This window comes from Alphaproteobacteria bacterium LSUCC0684 (assembly GCA_041228335.1).
Classification (GTDB): Bacteria; Pseudomonadota; Alphaproteobacteria; order Puniceispirillales; family UBA1172.
In genome coordinates, this window is the sequence record CP166130.1 from 2,211,693 (window position 1) to 2,238,432 (window position 26,740).

Below are 26,740 nucleotides of genomic sequence, written 5' to 3' on the forward strand. Positions count from 1 at the left end.
CGCTCAAGCCGATGGATTTCCCAGTGTGCTTAGACAATATCCTCGGCAATGTTTTCGCTCAGTGCGTTCCTGGGCTTAAGCGCGCCGATGATGCGTGAGCGATACGCCTCAAATTCCTCCGGTGTCTCATCGGGCATGAGGGGGAAGTTCGGCGAGATGAGCTGGGTGGCTGCTTCAAGCTTGCTGATTTGGCTCAATTTGGAAATCCTTTACCTGTTTCTTGGATAACCAATTCTAGATGATCTGGGCCTCCAAGTCATTGCCCCGGTAGGGTGAATTTGTTGCGAATAAAGGGGATATTGGGTGTATTGGTGAGTTGATCAAAATTACTTTTTGAGGATGACGCCGGGGTTGTGATCCGGCGTGCCAATAAACTCAATGCCTTGATGCTCCAGTGCAATTCTGACCTTTGCAAGATTTCCAGCTCTGTCGGCTGGCACTTCGTCTTGAGCTTCATAACGAATTAAAGTTCGCTGGTTAACACCTGAAATCTTTTCAAGATCAGAAAGAGTTATATCCAGCAAAGCTCGCGCTGCTCTGATTTGTGCACCTGTAATCAATTTTAAACCTTTATTAGTGTCATATTTTATGACATAATAATTATATGCTTGATGCTATTACAAAACCTGATTGGCGAGAGGATTTCAAGAGGCTTGATGGTGCCTACGCGCCGGCAACGCTTCGAAGCTACTTCGCCTGCTATGCTGCATTCGAGCAATGGGCAGTTGATCGCGGGTATACGCCTCTTCCTGCGAGGCCATCACTCGTCGCCGCGTATATCCAGTCAACATCTCACGATCTGAAACCTTCCACGCTTCGCAACAGGGTATGCGCCATCCGTAAAATCCACCTCCTCACAGGCCATGACGATCCAACCTATGGAGAGTTGGTAAATCTAGCCATGCGAAGGGTTCGAAGGAAAATGATTGCAAGACCCAAACAGGCGAAGGGTATCACACCGGAGTTGCTGCGAGACATCATCAACCATCAGCCAGAAAATGCCCTTGGTATTAGAAACAAAGCCCTCCTCCATGTGGGGTATGACATTCTTGCGAGGAGGTCTGAGCTGACAGCGCTCAAAATTACTGACCTTGAATTTATGGGCGACGGCGCAGCGAAGGTAATTGTCCGGCGCAGCAAGGCCGACCCGTATGGAGTTGGCAGGAGCGCGCATATCAGTAAAGACTGCACCGAAATACTGAAAAAATGGATTGAGCACCGCAACACTAATGCTGACTGGCTGTTCCAGCCTGTTTACAAGGGTGTTGCCATACCGAGATCGATTTCCTGCACCACAGTGAAGAGGCTTATCAAAAATTCGCTTAAGGAGATGGGCATCGAAGATGCAGATGCCTATTCAGGGCACTCGCTTAGGGTTGGCGCCGCACAGGAGTTGTTGCGGCGCGGGCACGCCACGTCAGCCATCATGCGCGCAGGCGGTTGGAAGAGCGTCAATGTGCTGGCTCGATATCTTGAAGAGGCAGAGGTCAATGTATGGATGTGATCCTTAGGTTTTTGAGAAAGTTTTTTCAAGCCTCTAATTGAAAGGCTCTGCAGCAAGTTTGATGCCTAAAGTTGAATGAAACCCATCTCTTCTGGCATTTCCATTTTTGTGCATGTATAAAAATGAGGTGCTTTGACGTGCTGAGGAAATAATGCCAACAATCATCCCGGTCATTTTATGCGGCGGCAGCGGCGAGCGGCTCTGGCCCCTCTCCCGCAAGAGCTACCCCAAGCAGTTCCTTGACCTCATCGGTGACGGCAGCCTTTTTCAGCAGGCGGCGACACGTCTTGGCGGGGTTGCACCGCTCGTGATTACCGGCGATGACTACCGCTTCATAGCCCGCCAGCAGCTGCAGGAAGCGGGGGTTTCCGATGCCAAGGTGATGATCGAGCCTGAGGGCAAGAACACCGCACCGGCGATCCTCGCCGCGGCCTGCCACCTTGCCGCCAATGACGCGCAGGCGATCATGATGGTGATGCCGTCGGACCACTACATCCTCGATGCCAAAGCGTTTGCGGCGATGGCAGAGAAAGCGGCGGCCAATCTTGGTAAGGGGCTGATCATATGTTTCGGGATCAAGCCCGACCGGCCGGAGACAGGATATGGATATATCAGGCTGGGGGATTGGGGCGGCGCGATCACGCCGGTTAAGGCTTTCACCGAAAAACCTAATGCTGAGATGGCCGAGGCCTTTATTGAAGATGGCAGTTATCTCTGGAATGCGGGGATCTTCATGATGCGGGCCGGTGCGTTACTTGATCTCGCGGCAGAGCTCCAGCCAGAGATGCTGGAGGCGGTGCGGCGTGCGGTCGAAAACTCGGCCAGGGATCTTGATTTTCTGCGGCTTGACCCGGCGGCGTGGAGTGAAGTGCAATCGGAAAGCTTTGATTATGCCTTCATGGAAAAAGCGCCGCAGATTGGATGCATGGCGTTCAGCGGCGCATGGTCTGATCTCGGCGACTGGCAGGCGGTGGCGCGCGAGCAGGCGGTGGATGGCGCGGGCAATATCCTCCATGGCGCGGCGCACCAGATCGACAGCGAAAACACTCTCCTATGGGCTGCGAAGGAGAGCCAGGTGCTGACGGGCATTGGCCTTAAAGACGTGATGGCGGTGGCGATGGGCGATGCCGTGATGGTGGCAGACCGGGCGCGGGCGCAAGACGTCAAGGCCATTGTGGCCAAGCTGAAAGACGGCGGGGTGGATCAGGCCATATCAAGGGAACGGGAGAACCGGCCCTGGGGATGGTTTGAGACGATCGCAAGAAGCGAGCATTTCCATGCCAAGATCCTCCATGTTGATCCGGACGGACGACTTTCGCTCCAGAGCCACCGGCACCGGTCTGAGCATTGGGTGGTGGTGAAGGGTGTCGCCACCGTGGTGCGCGGGGATGAGGAATTTGTGCTGCAGGCGAATGAGAGCATCTATATCCATGTTGGTGAGAAGCACCAGCTCAGGAATGAGGGTTCGGGTGAGCTTGAGATCATCGAGGTCCAGACGGGGAGCTATTTCGGGGAGGATGATATCGTGAGGTTTGATGATTTATATTTGCGAGAATGAAGTTATTAACTCCATTTTTATCGATAGCCATTGACATCTTAAAGCCTTGCGTTCAATCTCTGAACACGTATTGAACGGCTTGGGATGTTTCTCATGTCGTGCGGTAGCGTGAATACATTTTGAAAGCATCTTCCTGAAGGCTCATTCGGTCATGCAACGAGAACTCGAAATCAGATTGATGAACGCCCTTGAAACGGAGCCAAGGCAATCGCAACGCCGCCTTTCTGAGGCCTGTGATGTGAGCCTTGGGACAATTCATTTCTGCCTCAATGCATTGATCGAAAAAGGCTTTGTCAAAGCACAGAATTTCAGGAACGCGAAAAATAAACTGGCCTATGCTTATGTTCTGACACCTTCAGGCATCAATCACAAACGGAAGATCACCATCGCATTTTTGAAAAGAAAGAAGCGCGAATTCGACACCCTGAAAAAGGAAATAGCATTGCTTGAAAATGACCTGAAGCAAAGAGAGCGCCAAGGATGAGCCTGAGCACCGACAAAATATGGGCGGCCGTGAACGTGAAGCCGAACCAGGCCAATAAAGCCGAGGCAAACCTGACGCAGCAGGGGTTTGATTTTCTCGCGCCAAGGATCAACGTTACAAAACGGCAGCAGAACAGGTTTATCAACCGATTGGATCTGTTTTTCCCGGGCTATATCTTTGTCCATATTGACACCACCACCGATGATGCCCGCAAGGTGCGCTCGACTTACGGTGTTTCCAATATCGTCAGGGTTGGGGATCGCATCGGCGCACTACCCGACGCCTTTATTGAAGCGATGAGCAACAGCACCCATGAAATCCACAATCAGACCAGTATTGACCTTACCCCGGGACAGAAGGTGGAGATTGCCAGGGGCCCGTTTGCAGGGCTTGTTGCCGAACTTATCAGGGTGGATGCCAACCAGCGCGTCAAATGCCTCTTTGATTTGATATCCGGGAAAGTCAGCGTATCGCTCGCCGCTAAAGATCTGATTTTGGTTGAGTAAGTGTCCTTAATCTTAATTTCTGCCCGGTAATGGGATTTAGCGGGCAGTCAGGTGCTGGAATGTACAGAGTTTATGATGGCTGCAATGATTGAATGCGATAATAGCCATTATCGGTATTTTTGCATCAGTATGACTCAAGCGCCACTTAAAACCATAATAATTAATTAAATCAATATGTTAACTAACGTTCAAAAAAGAGCCGTGATTGACTTGGCAAAAGCTGCCGGCGAGAAAATCATGGCGATTTACGCGCACGATTTTGATGTTCATTATAAAGACGACTCTAGTCCCTTAACCCAAGCTGACCTAGCTTCGCATCACTGCATTGTTGATGGATTAAGCGAGTTAACACCGCAGATACCCGTACTTTCAGAAGAGTCATCAGGCGACGAAAAGCGTAACCGCATGAGTTGGGAAACCTACTGGCTGATTGACCCGCTTGATGGTACGAAAGAGTTTGTCAAAAAGAACGGCGAATTCACGGTTAACATCGCGCTAGTGACTAATCATCAACCAGTGTTCGGTGTTGTTTATGCACCTGCACTTGAGGTGACGTATTGGGGCGGTAAATCTTCGGGTGCTTTTAAAGCCGAAGGCGGCATTGAGCAAGCCATAACAGTTAGACCGAGATCTGCAAACAGTGCTGATTGGGTCGTGGTGGGTAGTCGATCGCATCAGTCAGATGAGTTTAAAGCCTTCATGAAAGACTATGCGGATGCTGAGATTGTTTCGATGGGAAGCTCATTGAAACTGTGTCTTGTTGCAGAGGGTAAAGCCGATTTATATCCACGACTTGGGTTGACCTCTGAGTGGGATACCGCCGCATCTCAGGCCGTGGTTGAAGCCGCTGGCGGTCAAGTATTGGCTTTTCCTGAAATGAAGCCGCTTGGCTGTAATCAAAACGCAAACTCGTTATTAAATCCTCATTTTTTAGTGTGCGCATCGCCGCTGTAATTGCTTAAGAAGGCTATGAATAATAAAAGTACAAATGTAGTCTGGGAGAAGTCACTGATCACACGACAAGATCGTGAAGCGCTGAATGGACATAAGTCTTTTGTGCTTTGGTTTACCGGTCTGTCAGGTTCAGGTAAGTCAACGCTTGCACATGCCGTTGAGAAAAAACTTCATGAGAAAGGCTGTCGCACCTTTGTGCTAGATGGGGATAACGTGCGACATGGTCTGTCGTCGAACTTAAGCTTTTCAGAGGACGACAGAAAAGAAAACATACGCCGCATTGGGGAAGCCGCAAAGCTAATGACCGAAGCAGGCATCATTGCTTTAACGGCATTCATTAGCCCATTTAGAGCTGACCGTGAGATGGCGAGAAACCTATTTCCTCATGGTGAGTTTATTGAGGTGTATTGCAATGCCTCGCTAGAGGTTTGTGAAAGTCGTGATGTTAAAGGGCTATACAAAAAAGCAAGGGCTGGCGAGATAAAAAATTACACGGGTGTCGATTCCCCCTATGAAGCCCCCATTAATCCAGAGATATCAGTGGCATCGGGTTCTGAGGAACTTGATCTATGTGTTGAGCAGATCCTAGAGACTCTAAGAACCAAAGGGTTAATTTCTTCATGAAAATTGCGGTTGTGGGTACAGGCTATGTGGGACTCTCTAATGCAGTGTTATTAGCGCAGCATCATGATGTGGTTGCCCTCGATATCATTCCAGAAAAAGTCGAGCTGATTAACCAGCATAAATCACCCATCGTCGATGCCGAGATTGAAGATTTTCTAGCGAATCGTGAGCTGAATCTCAAAGCAACAACAGATAAGCAAGAAGCGTACTCGGGCGCTGAGTATGTCGTGATTGCCACACCAACAGACTATGACCCAGTAACCAATTACTTTAACACCGGGTCGGTTGAAGCAGTTATTCGTGATGTGAAGAGCGTGAATCCTGAGGCGGTGATGATTATCAAGTCAACGATCCCAGTGGGCTATACGCAGAAGCTAATGGATAGTACGGACTGTAAGAATCTTATCTTCTCGCCAGAGTTTTTGCGTGAAGGGAAAGCGCTTTATGACAACCTGTATCCATCCCGCATTATTGTGGGGGAGCGATCAGATCGCGCCCAAAGGTTTGCTGATTTGTTGGTAGAGGGTGCTATCAAGAAAGATATTGATGTCTTACTTACTGACCCAACTGAAGCAGAAGCGATCAAGCTGTTTGCCAATACCTATCTTGCGATGCGTGTTGCCTACTTCAATGAGCTCGATACCTATGCTGCAGTGCATGGCTTAGATAGTCGTCAGATCATCGAAGGTGTCGGGCTAGATCCGCGTATTGGGTCTCATTACAACAATCCAAGCTTTGGTTATGGTGGCTATTGCTTGCCAAAAGATACCAAGCAGCTTCGTGCAAATTACAGTGAAGTACCACAGAACTTGATCCAAGCGATTGTGGACTCAAATACCACGCGTAAGGATTTTGTTGCTGATAGCATTATTGCAAGGCAGCCAAAGATTGTAGGTGTGTATCGTCTGATTATGAAATCAGGCTCAGATAACTTCCGTGCATCGTCAATCCAAGGCGTGATGAAGCGCATCAAAGCAAAAGGAATTGAGGTTGTTGTATACGAGCCAGTGCTGACCGAAGATGAGTTCTTTAATTCGCGAGTGATAAAAGATCTCGAAGAATTCAAAAAGATCAGTGATGTGATCATTGCGAATCGTAGGAGCGATGAGCTCGCTGATGTGGATGCGAAGATTTATACCCGCGATTTGTTTGGGGGTGATGCATGAAGATATTCATAGCAGGCCATCGCGGCATGGTGGGTTCGGCCATTCTCAGAAAGCTCGCCCTGGACCCCAACGTTGAAATCGTCACCCGTAATCGCAACGAACTTGATTTAACCAATCAGTCTGCTGTGGATGCCTTTTTTGCCAATTCGAAGATAGACGAGGTCTATCTAGCCGCAGCTAAGGTCGGCGGCATATATGCTAATACTACTTTCCCTGCTGAATTTATTTATGAAAATATAATAGTAGAAGCTAATGTTATTAACTCTTCCTTCAAGCACGGTGTTAAAAAGTTGCTCTTTTTGGGCTCAAGTTGCATATACCCCAAGCTTGCTGATCAGCCGATGCGTGAGGAGGCCCTACTCACCGGCTCACTTGAGTATACCAATGAGCCCTACGCCATCGCGAAGATAGCCGGGATAAAGCTCTGTGAGAGTTACAACCGCCAGTACGGTAACTCACATGGGATCGATTACCGCAGCGTGATGCCAACTAACCTCTACGGCCCTGGTGATAACTATCATCCAGAAAACTCTCACGTCATCCCTGCGCTGATTCGTCGGTTTCACGAGGCGAAGGTCAACGACGCACCTGAGGTAGCTATCTGGGGTAGCGGAACGCCCAAGCGTGAGTTTTTACACGTCGACGATATGGCCGCGGCGAGCATTCACGTGATGAATCTTGATAATGACCTTTACCAACAACACACTCAGCCGACGCTAAGTCACATTAATGTTGGCTATGGCAGTGATGTCAGTATCGCCGAGCTTGCTGTTTTGATCGGGGAAACCGTTGGCTACAAAGGTAGAATTATCTACGACAGCCGCAAGCCTGATGGCACACCGCGCAAGCTGATGGACAGTTCGCGTCTAAATACACTTGGGTGGCAGGCAAGCATCACTTTAGAAGAAGGCCTTGACTCGGCCTACAAAGATTTTTTGACAGCAGGAACACGTTTAGATGGATAACAAAGTCGCACTGATTACCGGTATCACAGGCCAAGATGGCGCCTACCTCGCAGAGTTTCTACTGGGTAAGGGTTATACGGTCCATGGCATTAAACGTCGCACCAGCTTATTCAACACCGATCGCATTGATCACCTTTACCGCGACCGTCACGAGAAAGACGTTAAGTTCTTTTTGCACCACGGCGACCTGACCGATAGCTCAAGCTTGATTCGTATTATCCAAGAGGTTCAGCCAGATGAGGTTTACAACTTAGCTGCACAGAGCCACGTCGCGGTAAGTTTTGAAGAACCCGAATACACAGCTAACTCTGATGCACTGGGTGCGCTGCGTATTTTGGAAGCGATACGAATCCTTGGCCTTGAAAAGAAAACTAAGTTCTACCAGGCGAGCACATCTGAGCTCTACGGCTTAGTGCAAGAGATTCCGCAGAAAGAAACCACGCCGTTTTATCCACGCAGTCCCTACGCGGTCGCGAAGCTATATGCCTACTGGATTACGGTTAATTATCGTGAAGCTTATGGCATGTACGCCTGTAACGGCATCCTGTTTAACCACGAATCTCCTATCCGAGGCGAGACCTTTGTTACCCGAAAGATTACCCGTGCGCTGGCGCGTATCAACTTGGGTCTTCAGGATTGTGTGTACCTGGGCAACATGGACGCCAAACGCGACTGGGGGCATGCCCGTGACTATGTGGAGATGCAGTGGTTGATGTTGCAGCAAGAAACGCCTGAAGACTTTGTTATCGCTAGCGGCGTACAATACTCGGTTCGTGACTTTGTTAATGCGGCGGCTAAAGAGCTCGGCATGACAGTTCGCTGGGAAGGTTCTGGTGTCGATGAAAAAGGCTACTGGATCAAGGATGATGGTGAGGTGATGATCGTTGCGGTTGATCCACGCTACTTCAGACCAACCGAAGTTGAGACGCTCTTAGGTGATCCTTCTAACGCAAAAGCTAAACTTGGCTGGGAGCCCAAGACCACCTTTGATGAGTTGGTGGCCGAGATGGTTCAGGAAGATCTTAAGATCGCAAAACGTGATGAGATTGTAAAAGATCATGGTTTTGCCGTGATGGAATACAACGAATAACGCTTCAATGAATGTCTTACCTGTCATTATCGCCGGTGGCTCAGGCACGCGTTTGTGGCCACTGTCACGCTCGGGCTTCCCTAAGCAATTTTTAGCTCTGGGGGGTAACGAAACCCTGTTCCAGAAGGCCTGTTTACGCTGCGCATCACTTTCTGGCGATCAGATCGCAAACAATGCTCCCGTTATTGTGACCAACGAAGAGCATCGCTTCTTGGCCGCTGAGCAATTACGCGAAATCAAGATCAATGGAACGTTGTTGTTAGAACCCGTGGGTCGTAATACCGCACCTGCTATGACGCTTGCGGCACTGCACGCACAAGCATCAGGCGATCCGATTCTTTTTGTGACGCCTGCCGATCAAACGATTCAAGACGATTTTGCCTTTCAGCAAGCTGCGACTAAGGCAATCGAGTTAGCTAGTGATGGCGCGCTAGTGGTGCTGGGTATAAAACCAGACTCAGCGCATACCGGCTATGGCTATATTAAAGCTAATCTCAATGATGCCACTGTAGAGCAATTTGTTGAAAAACCCGACGGACCTACTGCCGAGCAGTATCTTAGTGATGGTAGCTACTTTTGGAACGCGGGCATGTTCGTGGTCAAGGCATCAGTTTGGTTAAATGCCATTGAAACCTTCCGCGACGATATTGCCAAGGCAACCAACAAGGCCTGGGCTGATCATTCTGCGGATGGTTATTTTACCCGTCCCAATAAGGCACTCTTTGAGCAAATACCTGCTGAGTCGGTGGACTACGCCGTCATTGAAAAGTTACCCGGCAGTGATATTCCCATCAAAATGGTGCCACTAGATGCGGGCTGGAATGACTTAGGTTCCTGGGATGCCGTTTGGCACACGACGCCAACTAATAGTGATGGCAATGCCCTGCAGGGCGATGTGCTTTGTGTTGATTCAACTGATAGCTATGTTAACGCCTCAAGCCGCATGGTGAGCTTAGTCGGTATCGATAACGTTATCGTTGTCGAAACCGCAGACGCGGTACTTGTCGCCGATAAAGAGCGCTCTCAAGATGTTAAGAAGGTCGTTGAGCAACTCAAAGCTGAATGTCGCGAAGAGTCGGACCTGCATCGCAAGGTCTGCCGCCCATGGGGCTGGTATGACAGCATTGATGAGGGTGATCGTTTCAAAGTGAAACGCATACAAGTTGCGCCTGGCGCTAGCCTTAGTCTTCAGAAACACTATCAGCGTGCTGAACACTGGATCGTTGTTAAAGGCACCGCAGAAGTTACCTGTGGTGATCAGGTGATCACACTGACTGAGAATCAGTCGACCTACATACCCTTAGGTGAAGTTCATCGCCTCGCTAACCCAGGCAAAACACCCTTAGAGATCATTGAAGTTCAATCAGGCAGCTATCTTGGTGAAGATGACATCGTCCGCTTTGAAGATAATTACGGGCGATGAAAGTCTTAATATCAGACCTCGCCGATAAAGCGAATATCAAGTTTGGCACCAGTGGGCTGCGTGGCCTAGTGACTGACTTATCGGATGAGGTTTGCTTTGCCTATACACAAGCCTTTCTGCAATCCACGCCGATTAAACATAAGCGTGTTGTCATTGGGCACGATCTTCGTCCCTCAAGCCCACGAATCACTCAAGCCTGTATAACAGCTGCTGAGCAGCTGGGTTTTACGTGCGAGTATGTTGGTGCGCTACCAACACCGGCGCTAGCCCACTTTGGCATACAGAATAACATCCCTGGGATTATGGTCACCGGTAGTCATATCCCATTTGATCGCAATGGCATCAAGTTTTACCGCCTAGATGGTGAGATATCGAAAGACGACGAGCAGTCCATCATGGACTCGACTGTGTCTTTACCAGATTCGATTGAGCGACTTGAGTTGCCCGAAATTAACTCAGCAGCATCCGAGCTGTATTTAACTCGTTACACATCTTTGTTTGCACCGGACTTCTTAAAGGGCAAAACAATCGCGATCTATGAGCACTCCGGCGTGGCGCGTGATTTATTAAGCACCCTGTTTAAGGCGCTTGGCGCTGAAGTAATTTCGTTGGGTCGCTCAGATACGTTTGTGCCCATCGATACTGAAGCAGTTCGACAAGAAGATATCCAACAAGCTAAGGCATGGGCTGCGGAGCATCACTTTGACATGCTTGTCTCAACCGATGGTGATGCAGATAGACCACTTATCGCAGATGAGCATGGTGAGTTCTTACGCGGCGACATAGTTGGCATTCTTTGTGCGCAGTATTTAAAGGCTTCACATGTCGCAACGCCGGTGAGTAGTAACACCGCAGTCGAAAAGTCAGGACTCTTTAAATCAATAACACGAACCAAAATTGGCTCGCCCTATGTGATTGAGGCCATGGATATTTTGAAGAATGAACACCTGGGCGAGGTTATCGCAGGCTATGAGGCGAATGGTGGATTTCTACTCGGCTCAGAGACTCGGATGAATAATTTTCCTCTTATGGCACTTCCCACTCGCGACGCGATATTGCCGATGATTGCCTTGCTGGGATTATCCGAGGAAATTCAAAAGCCAATCTCTAAACTAACTGAGTCGTTGCCCAAGCGCTATACGGCCAGTGATCGCATACAAGATATACCTACTAACGTAAGTCAGCAGTTAATTGCCTCGTTAATAGATAACTATGAAGCAATGATTGACATGTTGTTACCCAATGCAACGCAACTTCTATCAATAGATCGAACCGATGGCTTACGTGTTGAATTTGATACGAGTGATATTGTTCACTTAAGAGCTTCTGGCAATGCGCCAGAATTAAGAATCTACATTGAATCTTGCGCGATAGATAAAGCTGAAAAGTTGTTATCTTCAGTCATTAATTGCATTGAAGAATATTTTTTATCTAAAGCTTAGGTTGAGAGAAATTTTAATTATGGTTAAAGAAATATTTATAGATGAAATATTGTCAGCAATAATTATTAAGAATGACTTCTTTTGCGAAGGTATTGATTTTTTCACGCCAGAGGATTTTTCTCAGCAACTGGGGTATATGAATCGTCCAAAGGGTTATGTCATACCCCCGCATGTGCATAATGCAGTTCCCAGAGAGGTAAGCTTTACCAAAGAAGTGTTGTTTATAAAGTCTGGTCTTGTGCGAGTTGATTTTTATGGTGAAGACCAAAGTTATCAAGAAAGCCGAATTTTAAAAAGTGGTGATGTCATTCTGCTTGCATTTGGCGGACATGGTTTTGAGATGATAGAGCCAAGTGAGATTATTGAGGTGAAACAAGGACCTTATGCTGGTGATAACGATAAAACAAGATTCAATTCTGTTTCGAGCGATTTAGTAGTGATTAAGGATTGACCAAATGACATCTGTTTTCGATAAATACAGTGCTTATTATGATCTACTTTATAAAGATAAGAACTACAAAGAAGAAACGAATTACATTTATGAATTACTCAACAAGTTTGGGGTTTCCTCAGGGGGGCTTTTAGAGTTTGGTTCAGGAACAGGCATTCACGCCAGAATGTTAGGTGATCTTGGGTATTATGTTCATGGTATCGAAATGAGTCATGGGATGGTCGCTAGGGCTTCTGTGAATGAGCAGTTTTCATGTCAGCAGGGTGATATCACCAAGGTAAAACTAAATAAAAAATTTGATGCGGTTTTATCGCTTTTTCATGTCATGAGTTACTTAAGTGAGAATCAGGCGTTGAATTCAGCCTTTAGAAATGCTGCTGATCATTTAAACCCAGGGGGTATTTTCATTTTCGATTTTTGGTATCTGCCCGCAGTATTAACCCAAAAGCCTGATGTTAGGGTTAAGAGAATGGCCGACGATAAACTTGAGGTTACTCGTATTGCTGAACCTGTCATGAAAGAAAATTCAAATATTGTTGAGGTAAATTATGAAGTGTTTGTCCGGAGTATGGCCTCGGGTGATGTCGAGAATTTTTCCGAATCGCATAACATGAGATATTTGTCGTTACCTGAGATTGACCTTTTCGCAAAAAATAATGGGTTTGAGCGCATTCTCTCAGAGGAGTTTTTAACTGGCTATGCACCATCTTCATCAACCTGGGGAGTATGTGTTGCTCTTAGGAAGATATAAGAATGTCTAAATTTATCCCTGTTAATGAGCCTCTACTTGATGGTAATGAAAAAAAATATCTAGCTGAATGTATCGATACTGGATGGATATCTTCGGAAGGCCCGTTCGTTAAACGTTTTGAAGAAGAGTTTGCTGAAAGGGTAGGTAGAAAGCACGCAATTGCCGTGACAAACGGTACCGCTGCGATTGATGCTGCGATTGAGGCACTTGGTGTTGGCAATGGGGATGAGGTGATCCTACCCTCATTTACGATTATTTCATGTGTGTTGCAGATTATTAGATCGGGTGCTCGTCCAATCTTTGTTGATAGTGATCCAGTCACTTGGAACATGGACGTAACTAAAGTAGAAGAGTTAATTACGCCAAAAACTAAAGCCATTATGGCAGTGCATATCTATGGTTTACCCGTAGATATGAATCCTCTTTTGGAGTTGTGCAAAAAGTACCATATTAAGTTGATTGAAGACGCTGCTGAAATGATTGGGCAAACATACAGAAATCAGCCGTGTGGATCTTTTGGCGACATAAGTACAGTCAGTTTTTATCCAAACAAACATATTACTACCGGTGAGGGTGGGATGATTCTCACGGATGATGATGATTTGGCTGATGCTTGCCGATCTTTGAGAAATTTATGTTTTCTACCTGGAAAGCGCTTTATCCACGAAAAGCTTGGTTGGAATCTACGGATGACAAATCTGCAGGCGGCGGTGGGTGTTGCACAGCTAGAGCAATTGGATCGCTTTATAGAAAAAAAACGATGGATTGGCGGTCTTTATAACGATCTATTTTCATCGGTGAAGGGCATACAGTTGCCGCTTAGAAAAACCGATTACGCTGAAAATATTTACTGGGTGTATGGGGTGCTATTAATAGATAAGCGTTTCCAGTTAGATGATGTGATAAAAAAACTATCAAATGCTGGAATTGGGACAAGACCTTTTTTCGGCCCGTTACATAATCAACCAGTAATTAAGCGCCTGGGTTTAGTTAGTGATCAAGTCTTACCTGTTGCGGAAAACCTCTACGATCGAGGATTTTATCTGCCTTCTGGACTGGGTATTTCAGCTGAACAAATTTCGATTGTTGCAGACGTAATGTTTAAGATTTTTTCTGATACTGGAGAGTTATGAAATTTTTAGTCACTGGCGGCGCAGGTTTCATAGGCTCTGCTGTCATTCGTCATTTGATTAATGAAACTGATGCCCAGGTACTTAATCTCGATAAGCTCACGTATGCCGGTAACCTCGATTCTCTACTTGATGTGGATTCATCTGATCGATACCAGTTTGTTCAAGCCGATATCTGTGATTCGGCAGCTGTCCGTAATATCTTTTTTAATTTTAAGCCGAATGTGGTGATGCATCTGGCGGCCGAGAGCCATGTCGATCGTTCCATTGATGGTCCTTCTGAGTTTATTCAGACTAACATTGTCGGTACTTATACATTATTAGAAGCGGCACGTGAGTATTGGTCTTGTTTGGCTGATGAGGATAAGGCCTCTTTTCGCTTTCACCATGTCTCAACCGATGAGGTTTACGGCGATTTAGAAGGCACGGATGATTTGTTCTTAGAGACAACATCCTATGAGCCGAGCTCCCCGTACTCCGCCTCAAAAGCGAGCTCCGATCATTTAGTCCGTGCTTGGAACCGTACCTACGGTTTACCCATTGTTATTACTAACTGTTCTAACAACTACGGTCCTTATCAGTTCCCTGAGAAGCTGATCCCTCACATGATCCTCAATGCTATCTCTGGTAAGTCATTACCCATATATGGTGATGGCCTGCAGATCCGTGACTGGCTGCATGTAGAAGATCATGCAAGAGCCCTGGTCAAAGTAGCCTTAGAGGCCAAGGATGGTGAGACATATAACATCGGTGGGCATAACGAGGTGGCTAACATTTATGTGGTACGCACACTCTGTGGCTTGCTTGAAGAGCTTGTACCTAACAAGCCTGAAGGTGTTGAGCGTTACGAGGATTTGATCGTGTATGTCAAAGACCGTCCGGGTCATGATGTGCGCTATGCCATTGATGCCTCAAAGATCGAGCGTGATCTTGGCTGGACACCGCAAGAGACTTTTGAAACAGGTTTGCGCAAGACCGTTGAGTGGTATTTAAGCAATCAAAACTGGTGGCAACGTGTGCTCGATGGTGACTATCGCTTAGGTCGATTAGGTGAGGGTGCCTAAATGAAAGGAATTATTTTAGCAGGCGGTTCCGGCACTCGCTTGTATCCCATCACCAAAGGCATCTCCAAGCAACTTTTACCCATTTACGACAAGCCAATGATTTATTACCCGCTGAGTGTGCTGATGCTAGCGGGGATTCAAGATGTTTTGATTATCACCACTACCGAAGATCAAGCCGGATTTATGCGTATGCTGGGTGATGGCAAGGCGTTTGGCGTCAATCTCAGCTATGCCATCCAGCCCAGCCCGGATGGTCTCGCGCAAGCCTTTACGATTGGTGAAGACTTTATTGGCAACGACAGCGTGTGTTTAGTGCTTGGCGACAATATCTTCTGGGGACAAGGCTTTACACCCATTCTCAAACGCGCGTCAAGCCGTCCAACGGGCGCGACTGTCTTTGGCTACCAAGTCAAAGACCCGGAACGCTTTGGTGTCGTGGCGTTTGATGAAAACAAAAAAGCCATCAGCATCGAAGAAAAGCCAACTCAACCCAAATCCAATTTCGCGGTGACCGGCTTGTATTTTTACGATAATGATGTCGTAGAAATGGCGAAAGAAGTGAAGCCCAGCCACCGAGGCGAACTCGAAATCACCACCATCAACCAGATGTACATGGAACGCGGTGATCTCAATGTCGAACTGCTAGGCCGTGGCTTTGCCTGGCTCGACACCGGTACCCACGAAAGCCTGCTTGAAGCCGCCATGTTTGTCGAAACCATCGAAAAACGCCAAGGCTACAAAATCGCCTGTTTAGAGGAAATCGCCTGGCGCAACGGCTGGCTCAGCAATGACCAAGTCGCGCAAACCGCGCAAGCCCTCAGCAAAAATGGCTATGGGCAATATCTAGCGGACTTAATCAAATGAACAACGAAATCACTATTCATGAAGTGCAATCTAAGTTCATTCAACTGAACAACCAGCAAATGCTGTTGGACAGTGATATTGCTCAGCTATACTAAGTCGAAACCAAACGTATCAATGGAGCCGTTAAAAAAACCCAGAAATTTCCGCAAGGTTATATCGTTGAATTAACTGACGATGACTGGTTAAGTTTAAGGTCGAAAATTTCGACCTTAAAATCAGAGGGGCAAGGACAACACACAAAATACAAGCCCAAAGCCTTTAGCGAAAAAGGCTTGTACATGCTTGCCACCATTCTTAAAAGCAAGCGTGCGACCGAAACCACCCTGGCTATCATCGAAGCCTTCAGCAAACTGCGCCAACTCACTCGTGTGGTGTCCCAAATCAGTTCACAAGAAACGACCCCGGACGAGCAAAAAGCCCTAATGACTCAAAGCGGAGAACTTTTAGCTGAAATCATCGATGACGGACTCACTACAACCGACAGTGAAACCACCTTTGAGCTGAACTTTGCCGTATTAAAGCTAAAACATACTATCAAGCGAAAACAAAATGATCCCTGTCACCAAAGCTTATTTACCCAATAAAGAAAAATACAAAGCCTATGTGCACCGTATTTATGAAACCGCAAACCAAAGTGTTGCAGCAATGCAATTCAAAATTAAAAACCACCAGGCCTGGTTATGAGCAAAAAAATCCTCCATATTGCCAACAGCGATAAATTTATTCCGCCGTTTATCGAGTTTGTTAAAGAACACTTCGAGTTTAGCGAACATGAATTTCTGCTCACCGATGGCATGGCTAAAGACCAGTTAAAACCCCATGTGAATGTCCAACTGGCTAAAAGAACCATCCTAGGGCTACTAAAACACTACGGGCAAGCCGTGATTAAAATGCACCAAGCCAAAAAAGTTATCTTGCATGGCTTGTTTGATATTAAGCTGGTTTGCATCCTATTCTGCATGCCATGGCTGCTTAAAAAATGCTATTGGGTCATGTGGGGTGGCGATTTATTTGTGTACCAACTTGGCGAACGCAATTGGAAATGGAAGAAGCGTGAGTTTTTTCGCCGGCCGGTGATTAAAAAGATGGGACATTTGGTGGACTACATGAAAGGCAATTACGAACTTGCGCAACAATGGTATGGCGCAAAAGGCGAATGTCACGAATGCTTCATGTACACCAGCAACCTCTACAAAGAATACGATGTACCACACAAACAACATAGCGGCATTAATATCTTGGTGGGCAATTCCGCCGACCCAAGCAATAATCACTTAGAGGTGTTTGATAAACTCGAAGCCTTTAAAGACCGAGACATCAAAATCTACGCGCCTTTGACTTATGGTAACCAAGACTATGCCAAAAGCATCATTGAAGAAGCAAAGCAGCGCTTTGGCGATAAATTTGAAGCGCTAACCGAACACATGCCGTTTAACCAGTACATTGAATTTTTAGGCAAAATTGACATCGCTATTTTCAACCACAAACGGCAACAAGCGATGGGCAATACCATTACGCTGTTGGGTTTAGGTAAAAAAGTGTTTATGCGGCAGGATACGGTTCAATATAAATTCTTATCAGAGCATCATATCCAAATCTTTAAAATTGAAGATATTGAATGTAAAGATACATTCTATATTGATATATATATGGATGCTAACAGGTTCAAGATAAAAGAATTGTTTTCAATAAATGTATTAAAAAACTGCTTAAGCGAATGTCTGCTATGAAGAAAGTGCTAGTGATTGGTGTTGGTAAATGGCAAGTCCCAATTGTTCAAAAACAAAAAAATGTAAACTCTGGTCTCATCGCTTCATGCTATATCTGAGTCGAATCTGATTTGCGGCTTGAGGTTAATATTTGGATGAATATACTCAAGTTCATTGAGAAATTTTTTGGCTATGGTCCTATTACAGAGAAAATTGTTGCCATTTTCTCTTTGTTTGGCTCATTTTCTTTTTTTAGGATACTGTTAACACCTGTTAATAAACGTATTTTTGTATCTTGTGGCCTCCCCTCTTATATATCAAACATAAATAGTGTACTTACAAGCCTTCATAAAGAAGGCTACAGAATTTTTATTTTTCCCGAGTGGCTGAAAGATTCGAACCTTGATGCTCAGTTGAGGGAGGTTATGAGCGGATGCTTTTTGATCTGCAATAACTCTTCCAGGATTTTGCCTTTATTTGAGTCGTTTGTTTTTTTATCGAGTGTTTCAGGTAAGCATTATTACTTTCCTCGTAAAACACCCAGGTATTATTACTTTCATTCTGTGGCTGGGCTTGATGGTTTTGTTAAGGGTGGGTTTGATTCTTATCATGTTTTCTTAACAGCTACAATACAACAGTATGATGAGTTGATCGAAAGGTTTCAGTCAGAAAAAAAGTTTGGGAAAAGGGTATTGAAGGTTGGATACCCAAAGCTCGATGATTTGCGAAAAAGGGTGGCTGATGTGTCGACAGTGTATAGTCACGATAAGCCAAAAGTTTTGTACGCTCCAACATATTCAAATGATACAATTTATAAAAATTTATCATCGCTACCAAAGTCTGTTGAAATAATAGAATCTCTTCTTTCTTCAGGCTTCTCTGTCGTTTTTCGGCCTCATCCTTTGAGTATTAGGCATGGTTTAAATCGAGTTCTTTTTGAGAATATAAAAAAGAGATTTTCGACGTTTGATTTTGTGTTTGATACATCTGTTGATTATTTTAATTCGTATTTAGATTCCTGTATTATGGTTACTGATGTTTCAGGTACTGCAATTACTTATAGATATGCATTTGATAAGCCAGTGATTTTTTATTGTGAAGATCACTCACTTGCACAGCAAGCGCTATCAGGAATCGAAATTTTAGGCCCTTTGGTCGCTGAAACTAACAAGCTTTCAATTGAAATAATTTCTTGCCTTGAGTTGAACGATAGAGTGGCGACTACAGAGTCTTATGTTTTTAATTTAGATAACTCGAAGTCAATTTTTTTAAATGCAATTATGGATCATAGGCTTAATTAAATGGTTATTTGGATTACTGGGCTATCTGGTGCCGGAAAGTCGACCTTGGCCCAAGAAGTCGTTGCTCGTTTGCGCGCTGAAGGCGAAGCTGTGGTTATGCTCGATGGAGATGAGCTTCGAGAGGTTTTTGGAGCGGTTGCGGCAAATGCTGCCAATCATGGGCGTGAAGGACGTTTGGCGTTAGCGGTGCAATACTCGCATCTATGCCGCGTTATCGCAGCACAAGGGTTTACAGTGGTGATTGCCACCATTTCACTTTTTCGCGAAGTACACACCTGGAATCGTGCGTACCTTCCCGGCTATTTAGAAGTTTATTTGAAGGTGCCGCTCGATGAACTACGTCGCCGTGATCCCAAGGAGATTTACCGTCGCTTCGATGCGGGTGAACTGACTCATGTGGCTGGGCTTGATTTGCCTATCGATGAACCTGAAGCTGCTGATTGGGTCGTGGAGTTTGATCCGGGCCACTCAGTTGCAAATCTAGCAGATGAATTACTACTGATTTTAAAAACGGAGAAGCGTAATGACTCAAACACTTAAAGCCGGTGATTTTACCGGCCTGGCAAAAGATTACTCTGAACATCGGCCGGACTACTGTCCTTCGGTACTCAAAGCCTTGTTGGGCTTGATAAGCGAGCCCGCGTCTGATGTTGATTTTGTAGATGTGGGAGCAGGTACTGGTATTTGGAGCCGTATGGTTTTTGATGCGGGTGTTAAAAGTGTCACGGCGGTTGAACCAAATGACGATATGAGGGTTAACGGTATTGCTGACACTCAGAAAACAAGCATTCGATGGATGGCAGGTAGCGCAGAAGAAACAGGCTTATCTGATGCTTCTGCTGATTGGTTGTCTATGGCTTCAAGTTTTCATTGGGCTGATTTTGATAAAGCTACTCAGGAGTTTCACCGCGTGCTGCGGCCTGGTGGTCGTTTCACTGCGCTCTGGAATCCACGCTTGATTGAGGTCAACCCGCTGTTGGTTGAAATCGAAGCGCATTTGGACACGTTGCGCCCTAACATTAAGCGTGTTTCTTCCGGTCGTTCCGGAATCACTGAAACTTTGACTGAGCAATTATGGGCATCTCCCCGCTTTGACGATGTGGTGTATCTGGAAGGTCGTCACGTTATTGAAATGACTGTTGATAGGTATCTAGGTGCTTGGCGCTCAGTAAATGATCTGCGCGTACAACTCGGGCCAGATAAATTTGAGTCTTTCCTAGATTTTGTCGAAAAGCGTATCTCTGGTCTGAAAGTTATCGAGGCAACTTATCTAACTCGGGCGTGGTCCGCTCGTCGTAAGGATTAACCTAAATGCCCTTGGTCTTCACTACCAAGGCCGGTACGTTGGCTAGCCTGCAGGTTGTGCTGCGGACAGCCTGTATTTTGCCACTGCACGCTTTCTCAGTAGGAAGCTGGCAGTCGGATCGAAAGAATTGTCTTGCTGGTTTGGCAGAAACGCTTGGCTCTGATTTGTGGATTGTGCGTTCCAGTTGTGGTCGGGAAGATGGTGTTGACTCGTCTAATGCAGGTGCATTCCTGTCTATTCCAAATGTGGATTCAGTAGGATTAGAAAAGGCGATAGAAGAGGTTGTTGCCGCCTACGGCCAAGCAGATATCAGCGATGAGGTGTTGATTCAGCCCATGCTGACTGAAGTGGTACGTTCTGGAGTAGCTTTTTCGCATGATCCTAATACTTGCGCGCCCTATCGCATGGTGAATTGGACGGATGGTGGCGATACAGCTGAGGTCACTGGTGGTTTAGGTGGCCGTGTTTGGCAGCAGGCAGCGAATAGCAAAATTCCATCATCGTCAACTTTGGCGCCAATCATGGACTTGCTTGATGAGCTTCTAATGCTCTTTGATAACGTGCCAGTCGATTGCGAATTTGCAGTAACTTGTCAGGGTGATGATGAGATCTTATGGCTGTTGCAGGCGCGGCCATTAATACTTAGGGGTACTCCGGAATCCGCAGAGACTCAATCAGCGCGGCTTGAAATGATCGAGCGCAAGGTGGCTAGTGGGATGCAACCGCATCCTTTTCTTATTGGTCGACGCACGGTTTATGGTGTGATGCCGGACTGGAACCCGGCCGAGATTGTAGGCGTTCGTCCCAAGCCACTGGCGCTATCGCTGTATCGCGAACTCATCACAGATTCTATCTGGGCCTACCAGCGCCACAACTATGGTTACCGAAATTTGCGCAGTTTCCCATTGATGCCGCATTTTTTTGGATTGCCTTATATCGATGTGCGGTTATCGTTCAACTCTTTCATCCCCGCTGATCTGGATGAAGGGCTTGCCGGACGGTTGGTCGATTACTATATCGACCGCTTATTGGCCGAACCCACATTACATGACAAAGTGGAGTTTGAAATTGTTTTCTCCTGCTATACGCTGGATTTACCGGAGCGACTAGAAAGTCTGTCTCAAGCAGGTTTTTCAAAGCGCGAACGTGAAGCTATTGCTGATAGCCTGCGCAAGCTCACCAACCGTATCGTTCATCCCAAAGAGGGGTTGTGGAGGGGTGATGCGGCTAAGATCGATACGCTTACCGCTCGGCGTGAAGAGTTGTTGGGTGCCAGTTCAGAGCCGCTCGAGCGTATCTACTGGTTGCTGGAAGATGCTAAGCGATACGGTACCTTGCCTTTTGCTGGTCTGGCACGAGCAGGATTTGTGGCTGTGCAAATGCTCAAGTCTTTGGTGGCTGTAGGCGTGTTTTCGCAGGCAGATTACGACGCTTTTCTTGGCAGTGTAACGACCGTGAGCGGGCAGTTGGCGCGCGATCGAGCCATGTTGGATAAGGCTACTTTTCTGGCGCGTTATGGCCATTTGCGGCCCGGTACCTATGACATTCTCTCGCCTCGCTATGATGAAGCACCTGAGCTCTACTTTGATTGGAGCCAGAGTTTGCCGGCGCCGGAGGCGGTCAAGCCTTTTGCATTAACATTGCAACAGATGCGCGAGATCGCGAAGTTACTTGAAGCTCACGGATTGCAGCCTGACCCGGTTGGATTGTTCGACTTCATGCAGGCGGGTATCGAGTTGCGCGAGCTTGCGAAGTTTCATTTCACCCGCAACCTGTCGGATGCACTTGCCCTAATCGCAGAGGTTGGCGATCAATACGGCTTTGCTCGTGAGGATTTGGCTTATTGCGACATTGCCGCCTTCAGGGAATTACATGTTGCAGCGACTGACCCAAAGAAAGTGCTCTCGAATGCTATTGAACAAGGGAAGGCGCGATATGACGAAACACTCAAGATTTCATTGCCCCCCTTGATTGCTAAGCCGAAGGATATCTGGGCTTTTGAATGGCCGGATACTGCGCCGAACTTTATTACGCAAAAGCAGGTAACCGCGCTAGTTGTGGGTTGTGATGCTCGCGAACAATTGGTTGGAGCGATTGTCTGCATTCCGAATGCTGACCCGGGCTTCGACTGGTTGTTTGCCTATCCTATTGCCGGTCTGATTACGGCGTGGGGTGGCGCGAATTCTCACATGGCAATTCGTGCGGGGGAGCTTGGGTTGCCTTCAGTTATCGGTGCAGGTGAAGTGCTGTACCGCCGTTGGTCAGAAGCGCAACGCCTGTATTTAGATTGCGCCGGGCGGCGGGTAGAGGTGCTGGCGTGAAGGTGGTGGCCGTTAGCCAGCGGGTAGACTCTTTTTCTGATCGCAATGAAACGAGAGACGCGTTAGATCAGCGTTTGATAGAGTGGCTGACAAGATGTGGCTATGTGCCTGTGCCGGTACCGAATGGCTTGGGTGACTCTATTCGCGGTTGGTTGATGACTTTGCGACCATCTGCTTTAGTGCTTTCTGGAGGTAACGACATTGGTCAATACCCTGAGCGTGACGAAACCGAGCTTGCCTTGCTTTCTTATGCGAAAGAATTGACTTTACCGGTACTTGGGATTTGTCGCGGTATGCAGATGATGGCGCATTGGGCTGGTGCGACTTTTCATCGAGTCAGCGGGCATGTTAGAACGCGACATCAATTGAGCGGAGAAATTTCCACAGAGGTGAACAGTTACCACAACTACTCTTTAACTGATTGCCCGAGTGATTTTGAAGTGATGGCGCGTAGTGAAGACGGAGAAATCGAAGCGATTCGTCACCGTGTGCTGCCGTGGGAAGGCTGGATGTGGCATCCTGAGCGAGAAGATCACTTTGTGGCCGACGATAACTACCGAATCAAGGCGCTGTTCGGTGGATAAACTACTGGCCCTGGCACTTGAGGCATCGCGACTGGCGGGACATGCCATCATGCCACATTATCAGCAGCCGTTATCGGTGTCGCTCAAACAGGATGGCTCGCCATTGACACTGGCGGATCAGGCGTCGCATCAGGTCATTGTCCGCCACCTCGCTCACAGCGCAGTGACCATCGTCTCTGAGGAAGGTGAAGACCTCCATTTCGATGCCGAACGTTATTGGTTGGTCGATCCGCTCGATGGCACCAAGGATTTTATGGCTAGTAATGGCGAGTTCACCGTCAATATTGCCCTCGTCGATCAAGGACGGCCTGTGCTCGGGGTGGTATTTGCTCCTGCACTTGGTGATCTTTATTGGGGCGCCCAGGGCTTGGGTGCGTGGCGAATCAGGAACGGAGCGGAATCGGCTCTTTTGCCACAGGTGCAATTACCCGCCTGTAGGATGGCGATCAGTCGGTTTCATGATCACCCGGATGTCGATGTGTTCGCAGCCCAGAATCAAATCGACCAGCGAATCGCGGTTGGTTCCGCATTAAAATACGGCTTGCTTGCTGCCGCAGAAGTGGATGTGTTTCCGCGTCTTGTGGGCAGTTCCGAGTGGGATACAGCTGCAGGTCAAGCTTTGTTGGAGGCTGCAGGCGGAGAGGTTTTGGATTGGCATACTGGTAAAGCGCTTCGGTATGGCAAGCCTCGACGTCGCAACCCCAGATTATTGGCCATGCGTGCGCCTTACTGCCGAGAAGCATTTACACTGATAGAGTACGAAAGCGAGTTGTTATGAAGGCAATTATCCTTGCCGCCGGTCGCGGCAGCCGCATGAAAAATCTGACCAAGGAACGTCCGAAGTGTCTAGTCGAGCTGAGGGGGAAAGCACTGCTGGATTGGCAACTGGATGCACTCCGCGATGCAGGCATCTCAGATATCGCTATCGTCACTGGTTACAAGCGAGAAATGCTTTCCAATCGTGGGCTGATGGAGTTTCATAACCCACGCTGGGCGGATACCAATATGGTCTCTTCGCTGGCCTGCGCAAAGGCATGGTTACGGGTTGAACCGTGCATCGTAAGTTACTCGGATATTTTCTACGGCCCCTCAGCAGTGCAGTCCTTGATGGAATGTGATGCATCCCTAGCTGTCACCTATGATCCAAATTGGCTGGAGCTCTGGACTAAGCGCTTTGGTGATCCCTTGTTGGATGCGGAAACTTTTCGTCTAACGACTGAGCACACATTGGTCGAGATTGGTAACAAACCAAAATCTGTTGATGAGGTGCAAGGTCAGTATATGGGTTTGCTTCGATTTACGCCTAAGGGATGGGCGAATGTGTTGCAGATTCGGTCAGGTCTGACACCAGAACAATGCGACAAAATGCAAATGACCCACATGCTTCAAAATATTATCGATAGCAACATCATTAAAATAGAGGCCTTAAAAAATTTAGATCCTTGGGGAGAGGTGGATTCGGAAAACGATCTCATTTTCTATCAAGAAGACAAAGGAATTAATTAAATGTAATGAAGAAAATAGCTATTTTGCAATCAAACTATATTCCTTGGAAGGGGTATTTTGATCTAATAAATTCCGTTGATGAATTTGTTTTGTATGATGACATGCAATACACCCGCCGTGATTGGCGAAATCGCAATAAAATAAAAACCTCTCAAGGCTCTAAATGGTTAACTGTTCCTGTCGATGTTAAAGGTAAATATTTTCAGAAAATCAATGAAACTCGTATTTCCGAACCAGATTGGGCGGTTAAACATTGGCAAACTATCAAGCAATTTTATACCAAAACCTCGTACTTTAAAAAATATAAAGATAGTTTTGAAGATTTTTATCTAAATAACAATGAAGAATTGTTGAGTCAAGTAAATCTTAGGCTGATTAAAATCATTAATGAAATTTTGGGTATCAATACTAAACTTCGTTGGTCAAGTGAGTTTAATTTAGTCGAAGGGAAAACAGAAAAATTATTGGGGATTTGCCAACAAGCTAGTGCGGATGTGTATTTAAGTGGCCCAGCGGCAAAAGATTATCTTGATGTCGCCTTGGCCGCAAAAATGGGCATTCAAGTCGAGTGGATGGATTATTCAGGTTATCTAGATTATCAACAATTACACTCGCCGTTTGAACATGGTGTGACTATTCTAGATTTGATCTTTAATGAAGGCCCAAACGCTAAAAATTTTATGAAGAGTTTTAAATGAGGCATATTGAGTTCAATAAGCCCCCTTTAACCGGCAATGAAAAGCAGTATGTTTTGCAGGCTATGCAGAGCAATAAAATTTCGGGCGATGGTTTTTTTGGTAAAACGTGCCAGGACTGGTTTGAAGAAAACTTAGGTTGCCCTAAAACCTTGCTCACTCCTTCTTGCACGGCGGCATTGGAAATGGCGGCGATTCTGTTGGATATTCAGCCGGGTGATGAAGTGATTATGCCTAGCTATACCTTTGTCAGCACCGCCAATGCGTTTGTGTTGCGTGGCGCAAAAATTGTGTTTGTGGATATTCGCCCAGATACCATGAATATCGACGAAACCAAAATTGAAGCGGCGATTACACCTAACACCAAAGCGATTGTGCCGGTGCATTATGCGGGGGTGGGGTGCGAGATGTATGCGATTATGGATATCGCCCAGCGTCATGATTTGTTTGTAGTGGAAGATGCCGCACAAGGCATGATGAGCAGCTACAAAGGCAAGCCACTCGGCACAATCGGCCATTTGGGCGCGTTTAGTTTTCACGAAACCAAAAACTACACCAGCGGCGGGGAAGGTGGATTGTTGATTATTAACGATGAACGTTTTTTACAACGAGCAGAAGTGATTCGCGAAAAAGGCACTAACCGCAGTCAGTTTTTCCGTGGACAAGTAGATAAATATACTTGGGTGGACGTAGGAAGCAGCTATTTGCCTAGCGAATTGCAAGCCGCGTTTTTGTGGGGACAGTTAGCAAAAGCGGATGACATCAACCAAAACCGTTTAGCAACTTGGAATGCGTACCACCAAGCATTTAAACAGTTACCACCAGGCCTGGTGGATTTGCCGATTGTTCCTGAGCATTGCCAACACAACGCGCACATGTATTACCTCAAGCTAAAAGACCTCGACCAACGTAGTGCCTTTATCGTCCATTTAAAAGCCAATAATATTATGGCGGTGTTCCACTACATCCCATTGCACTCCGCACCGGCTGGGCAAAAGTTTGGCGAGTTTAACGGCATAGACCAATACACCACCACCGAAAGCGAACGCCTAGTTCGCTTGCCGATGTATTACGGAATGAGTGAGGGGGAGCGGGAGAAAGTGATTGTAAATGTTGTTGAGTTTTTTCGTGAATCAGACTTTTTATAGCATCCAATTCTTGAGGGGGCGGCGTTACTCGTTGTTTTTCATCACTTTATGCAGGTTTTTTATGACTTTGAACGCACCAATCCAGTCGGCAATTTCTTTTCTGATTTTGGTGGTTGGGGTGTGGATGTTTTTTTTGTAATCTCTGGGTTTGCTTAGTCATTTCCGGTCCTCATCTGTTGTGTGGCGTTAATAAA

29 protein-coding genes and 2 pseudogenes are annotated in these 26,740 nt (G+C 46.7%); 29 read left to right on the plus strand and 2 right to left on the minus strand.

Annotated elements, in window-relative coordinates; translation table 11 throughout:
- Positions 1-29 precede the first annotated feature (29 nt).
- Positions 30-197: a hypothetical protein gene (locus AB8880_10620; protein ID XDZ65369.1), complete on the minus strand. Its 168-nt coding sequence runs from the start codon at positions 195-197 to the stop codon at positions 30-32.
- Between the two features lie 129 nt (positions 198-326).
- Entirely contained in the window at positions 327-560 is a 234-nt protein-coding gene (locus AB8880_10625) for a helix-turn-helix domain-containing protein (GenBank protein ID XDZ65370.1), read from the minus strand.
- A 44-nt stretch (positions 561-604) separates the two neighbouring features.
- Here AB8880_10625 and AB8880_10630 point away from each other — a divergent pair, with 44 nt between their 5' ends.
- From AB8880_10630 to AB8880_10770, 29 genes and pseudogenes are all read left to right on the plus strand, one after another.
- On the plus strand, positions 605-1,504 hold the full coding sequence (locus tag AB8880_10630) for a tyrosine-type recombinase/integrase (protein XDZ65371.1): 900 nt from the start codon (positions 605-607) through the stop codon (positions 1,502-1,504).
- Between the two features lie 151 nt (positions 1,505-1,655).
- Entirely contained in the window at positions 1,656-3,062 is a 1,407-nt protein-coding gene (locus AB8880_10635) for a mannose-1-phosphate guanylyltransferase/mannose-6-phosphate isomerase (GenBank protein ID XDZ65372.1), read from the plus strand.
- A 151-nt stretch (positions 3,063-3,213) separates the two neighbouring features.
- Positions 3,214-3,546 carry a MarR family EPS-associated transcriptional regulator gene (locus AB8880_10640; GenBank protein ID XDZ65373.1) on the plus strand — a complete coding sequence of 111 codons (333 nt, stop codon included), beginning with the start codon at positions 3,214-3,216 and terminating at the stop codon, positions 3,544-3,546.
- Positions 3,543-4,052 carry a transcription termination/antitermination protein NusG gene (locus AB8880_10645; protein ID XDZ65374.1) on the plus strand — a complete coding sequence of 170 codons (510 nt, stop codon included), beginning with the start codon at positions 3,543-3,545 and terminating at the stop codon, positions 4,050-4,052. Before AB8880_10640 ends, AB8880_10645 begins: the two co-directional genes overlap by 4 nt.
- A gap of 201 nt (positions 4,053-4,253) precedes the next feature.
- The gene (cysQ, locus tag AB8880_10650) at positions 4,254-5,006 is read left to right on the plus strand and encodes a 3'(2'),5'-bisphosphate nucleotidase CysQ (protein XDZ67061.1); all 753 of its coding nucleotides are present in this window, start codon (positions 4,254-4,256) and stop codon (positions 5,004-5,006) included.
- 15 nt (positions 5,007-5,021) lie between these two features.
- A complete protein-coding gene (cysC, locus tag AB8880_10655) occupies positions 5,022-5,630 on the plus strand; it encodes an adenylyl-sulfate kinase (protein ID XDZ65375.1) in 609 nt (202 codons plus the stop codon).
- Positions 5,627-6,796: a nucleotide sugar dehydrogenase gene (locus AB8880_10660; protein XDZ65376.1), complete on the plus strand. Its 1,170-nt coding sequence runs from the start codon at positions 5,627-5,629 to the stop codon at positions 6,794-6,796. Before cysC ends, AB8880_10660 begins: the two co-directional genes overlap by 4 nt.
- Positions 6,793-7,761: a GDP-L-fucose synthase family protein gene (locus AB8880_10665; protein ID XDZ65377.1), complete on the plus strand. Its 969-nt coding sequence runs from the start codon at positions 6,793-6,795 to the stop codon at positions 7,759-7,761. Before AB8880_10660 ends, AB8880_10665 begins: the two co-directional genes overlap by 4 nt.
- On the plus strand, positions 7,754-8,851 hold the full coding sequence (gene gmd, locus AB8880_10670) for a GDP-mannose 4,6-dehydratase (protein ID XDZ65378.1): 1,098 nt from the start codon (positions 7,754-7,756) through the stop codon (positions 8,849-8,851). Before AB8880_10665 ends, gmd begins: the two co-directional genes overlap by 8 nt.
- Positions 8,852-8,858: 7 nt before the next feature.
- The gene (locus AB8880_10675; protein XDZ65379.1) at positions 8,859-10,274 is read left to right on the plus strand and encodes a mannose-1-phosphate guanylyltransferase/mannose-6-phosphate isomerase; all 1,416 of its coding nucleotides are present in this window, start codon (positions 8,859-8,861) and stop codon (positions 10,272-10,274) included.
- A complete protein-coding gene (locus AB8880_10680) occupies positions 10,271-11,716 on the plus strand; it encodes a phosphomannomutase (protein XDZ65380.1) in 1,446 nt (481 codons plus the stop codon). Before AB8880_10675 ends, AB8880_10680 begins: the two co-directional genes overlap by 4 nt.
- Positions 11,717-11,735: 19 nt before the next feature.
- The gene (locus tag AB8880_10685; GenBank protein ID XDZ65381.1) at positions 11,736-12,167 is read left to right on the plus strand and encodes a hypothetical protein; all 432 of its coding nucleotides are present in this window, start codon (positions 11,736-11,738) and stop codon (positions 12,165-12,167) included.
- Between the two features lie 4 nt (positions 12,168-12,171).
- Positions 12,172-12,918 carry a class I SAM-dependent methyltransferase gene (locus AB8880_10690; GenBank protein XDZ65382.1) on the plus strand — a complete coding sequence of 249 codons (747 nt, stop codon included), beginning with the start codon at positions 12,172-12,174 and terminating at the stop codon, positions 12,916-12,918.
- A gap of 2 nt (positions 12,919-12,920) precedes the next feature.
- On the plus strand, positions 12,921-14,051 hold the full coding sequence (locus AB8880_10695) for a DegT/DnrJ/EryC1/StrS family aminotransferase (protein XDZ65383.1): 1,131 nt from the start codon (positions 12,921-12,923) through the stop codon (positions 14,049-14,051).
- Entirely contained in the window at positions 14,048-15,112 is a 1,065-nt protein-coding gene (rfbB, locus tag AB8880_10700; protein ID XDZ65384.1) for a dTDP-glucose 4,6-dehydratase, read from the plus strand. Before AB8880_10695 ends, rfbB begins: the two co-directional genes overlap by 4 nt.
- Positions 15,113-15,976: a glucose-1-phosphate thymidylyltransferase RfbA gene (rfbA, locus tag AB8880_10705; GenBank protein XDZ65385.1), complete on the plus strand. Its 864-nt coding sequence runs from the start codon at positions 15,113-15,115 to the stop codon at positions 15,974-15,976.
- 155 nt (positions 15,977-16,131) lie between these two features.
- Positions 16,132-16,209 (plus strand): annotated as a pseudogene (locus tag AB8880_10710) (hypothetical protein).
- 45 nt (positions 16,210-16,254) lie between these two features.
- Entirely contained in the window at positions 16,255-16,560 is a 306-nt protein-coding gene (locus AB8880_10715; GenBank protein ID XDZ65386.1) for a hypothetical protein, read from the plus strand.
- A gap of 96 nt (positions 16,561-16,656) precedes the next feature.
- Positions 16,657-17,706 (plus strand): TDP-N-acetylfucosamine:lipid II N-acetylfucosaminyltransferase, encoded by a 1,050-nt coding sequence (locus AB8880_10720; protein XDZ65387.1) that lies wholly within the window; start codon positions 16,657-16,659, stop codon positions 17,704-17,706.
- 134 nt (positions 17,707-17,840) lie between these two features.
- Complete coding sequence (locus tag AB8880_10725; GenBank protein XDZ65388.1) at positions 17,841-18,986, plus strand: CDP-glycerol glycerophosphotransferase family protein; 1,146 nt, start codon at positions 17,841-17,843, stop codon at positions 18,984-18,986.
- On the plus strand, positions 18,987-19,526 hold the full coding sequence (locus tag AB8880_10730) for an adenylyl-sulfate kinase (protein ID XDZ65389.1): 540 nt from the start codon (positions 18,987-18,989) through the stop codon (positions 19,524-19,526).
- Positions 19,510-20,292, plus strand: a complete 783-nt coding sequence (locus AB8880_10735) for a class I SAM-dependent methyltransferase (protein ID XDZ65390.1) — start codon at positions 19,510-19,512, stop codon at positions 20,290-20,292. Before AB8880_10730 ends, AB8880_10735 begins: the two co-directional genes overlap by 17 nt.
- 5 nt (positions 20,293-20,297) lie before the next feature.
- Positions 20,298-22,613: a PEP-utilizing enzyme gene (locus tag AB8880_10740; GenBank protein ID XDZ65391.1), complete on the plus strand. Its 2,316-nt coding sequence runs from the start codon at positions 20,298-20,300 to the stop codon at positions 22,611-22,613.
- Positions 22,610-23,197: a gamma-glutamyl-gamma-aminobutyrate hydrolase family protein gene (locus AB8880_10745; GenBank protein XDZ65392.1), complete on the plus strand. Its 588-nt coding sequence runs from the start codon at positions 22,610-22,612 to the stop codon at positions 23,195-23,197. The genes AB8880_10740 and AB8880_10745 overlap by 4 nt, the downstream gene beginning before the upstream one ends.
- Complete coding sequence (locus AB8880_10750; protein XDZ65393.1) at positions 23,190-23,975, plus strand: 3'(2'),5'-bisphosphate nucleotidase CysQ; 786 nt, start codon at positions 23,190-23,192, stop codon at positions 23,973-23,975. Before AB8880_10745 ends, AB8880_10750 begins: the two co-directional genes overlap by 8 nt.
- Complete coding sequence (locus AB8880_10755; GenBank protein ID XDZ65394.1) at positions 23,972-24,703, plus strand: phosphocholine cytidylyltransferase family protein; 732 nt, start codon at positions 23,972-23,974, stop codon at positions 24,701-24,703. The genes AB8880_10750 and AB8880_10755 overlap by 4 nt, the downstream gene beginning before the upstream one ends.
- A 5-nt stretch (positions 24,704-24,708) precedes the next feature.
- On the plus strand, positions 24,709-25,401 hold the full coding sequence (locus tag AB8880_10760) for a WbqC family protein (GenBank protein ID XDZ65395.1): 693 nt from the start codon (positions 24,709-24,711) through the stop codon (positions 25,399-25,401).
- Positions 25,398-26,546 (plus strand): dTDP-4-amino-4,6-dideoxygalactose transaminase, encoded by a 1,149-nt coding sequence (gene rffA / locus AB8880_10765; GenBank protein XDZ65396.1) that lies wholly within the window; start codon positions 25,398-25,400, stop codon positions 26,544-26,546. The genes AB8880_10760 and rffA overlap by 4 nt, the downstream gene beginning before the upstream one ends.
- Positions 26,509-26,693 (plus strand): annotated as a pseudogene (locus AB8880_10770) (hypothetical protein). Before rffA ends, AB8880_10770 begins: the two are co-directional and overlap by 38 nt.
- Positions 26,694-26,740 lie beyond the last annotated feature (47 nt).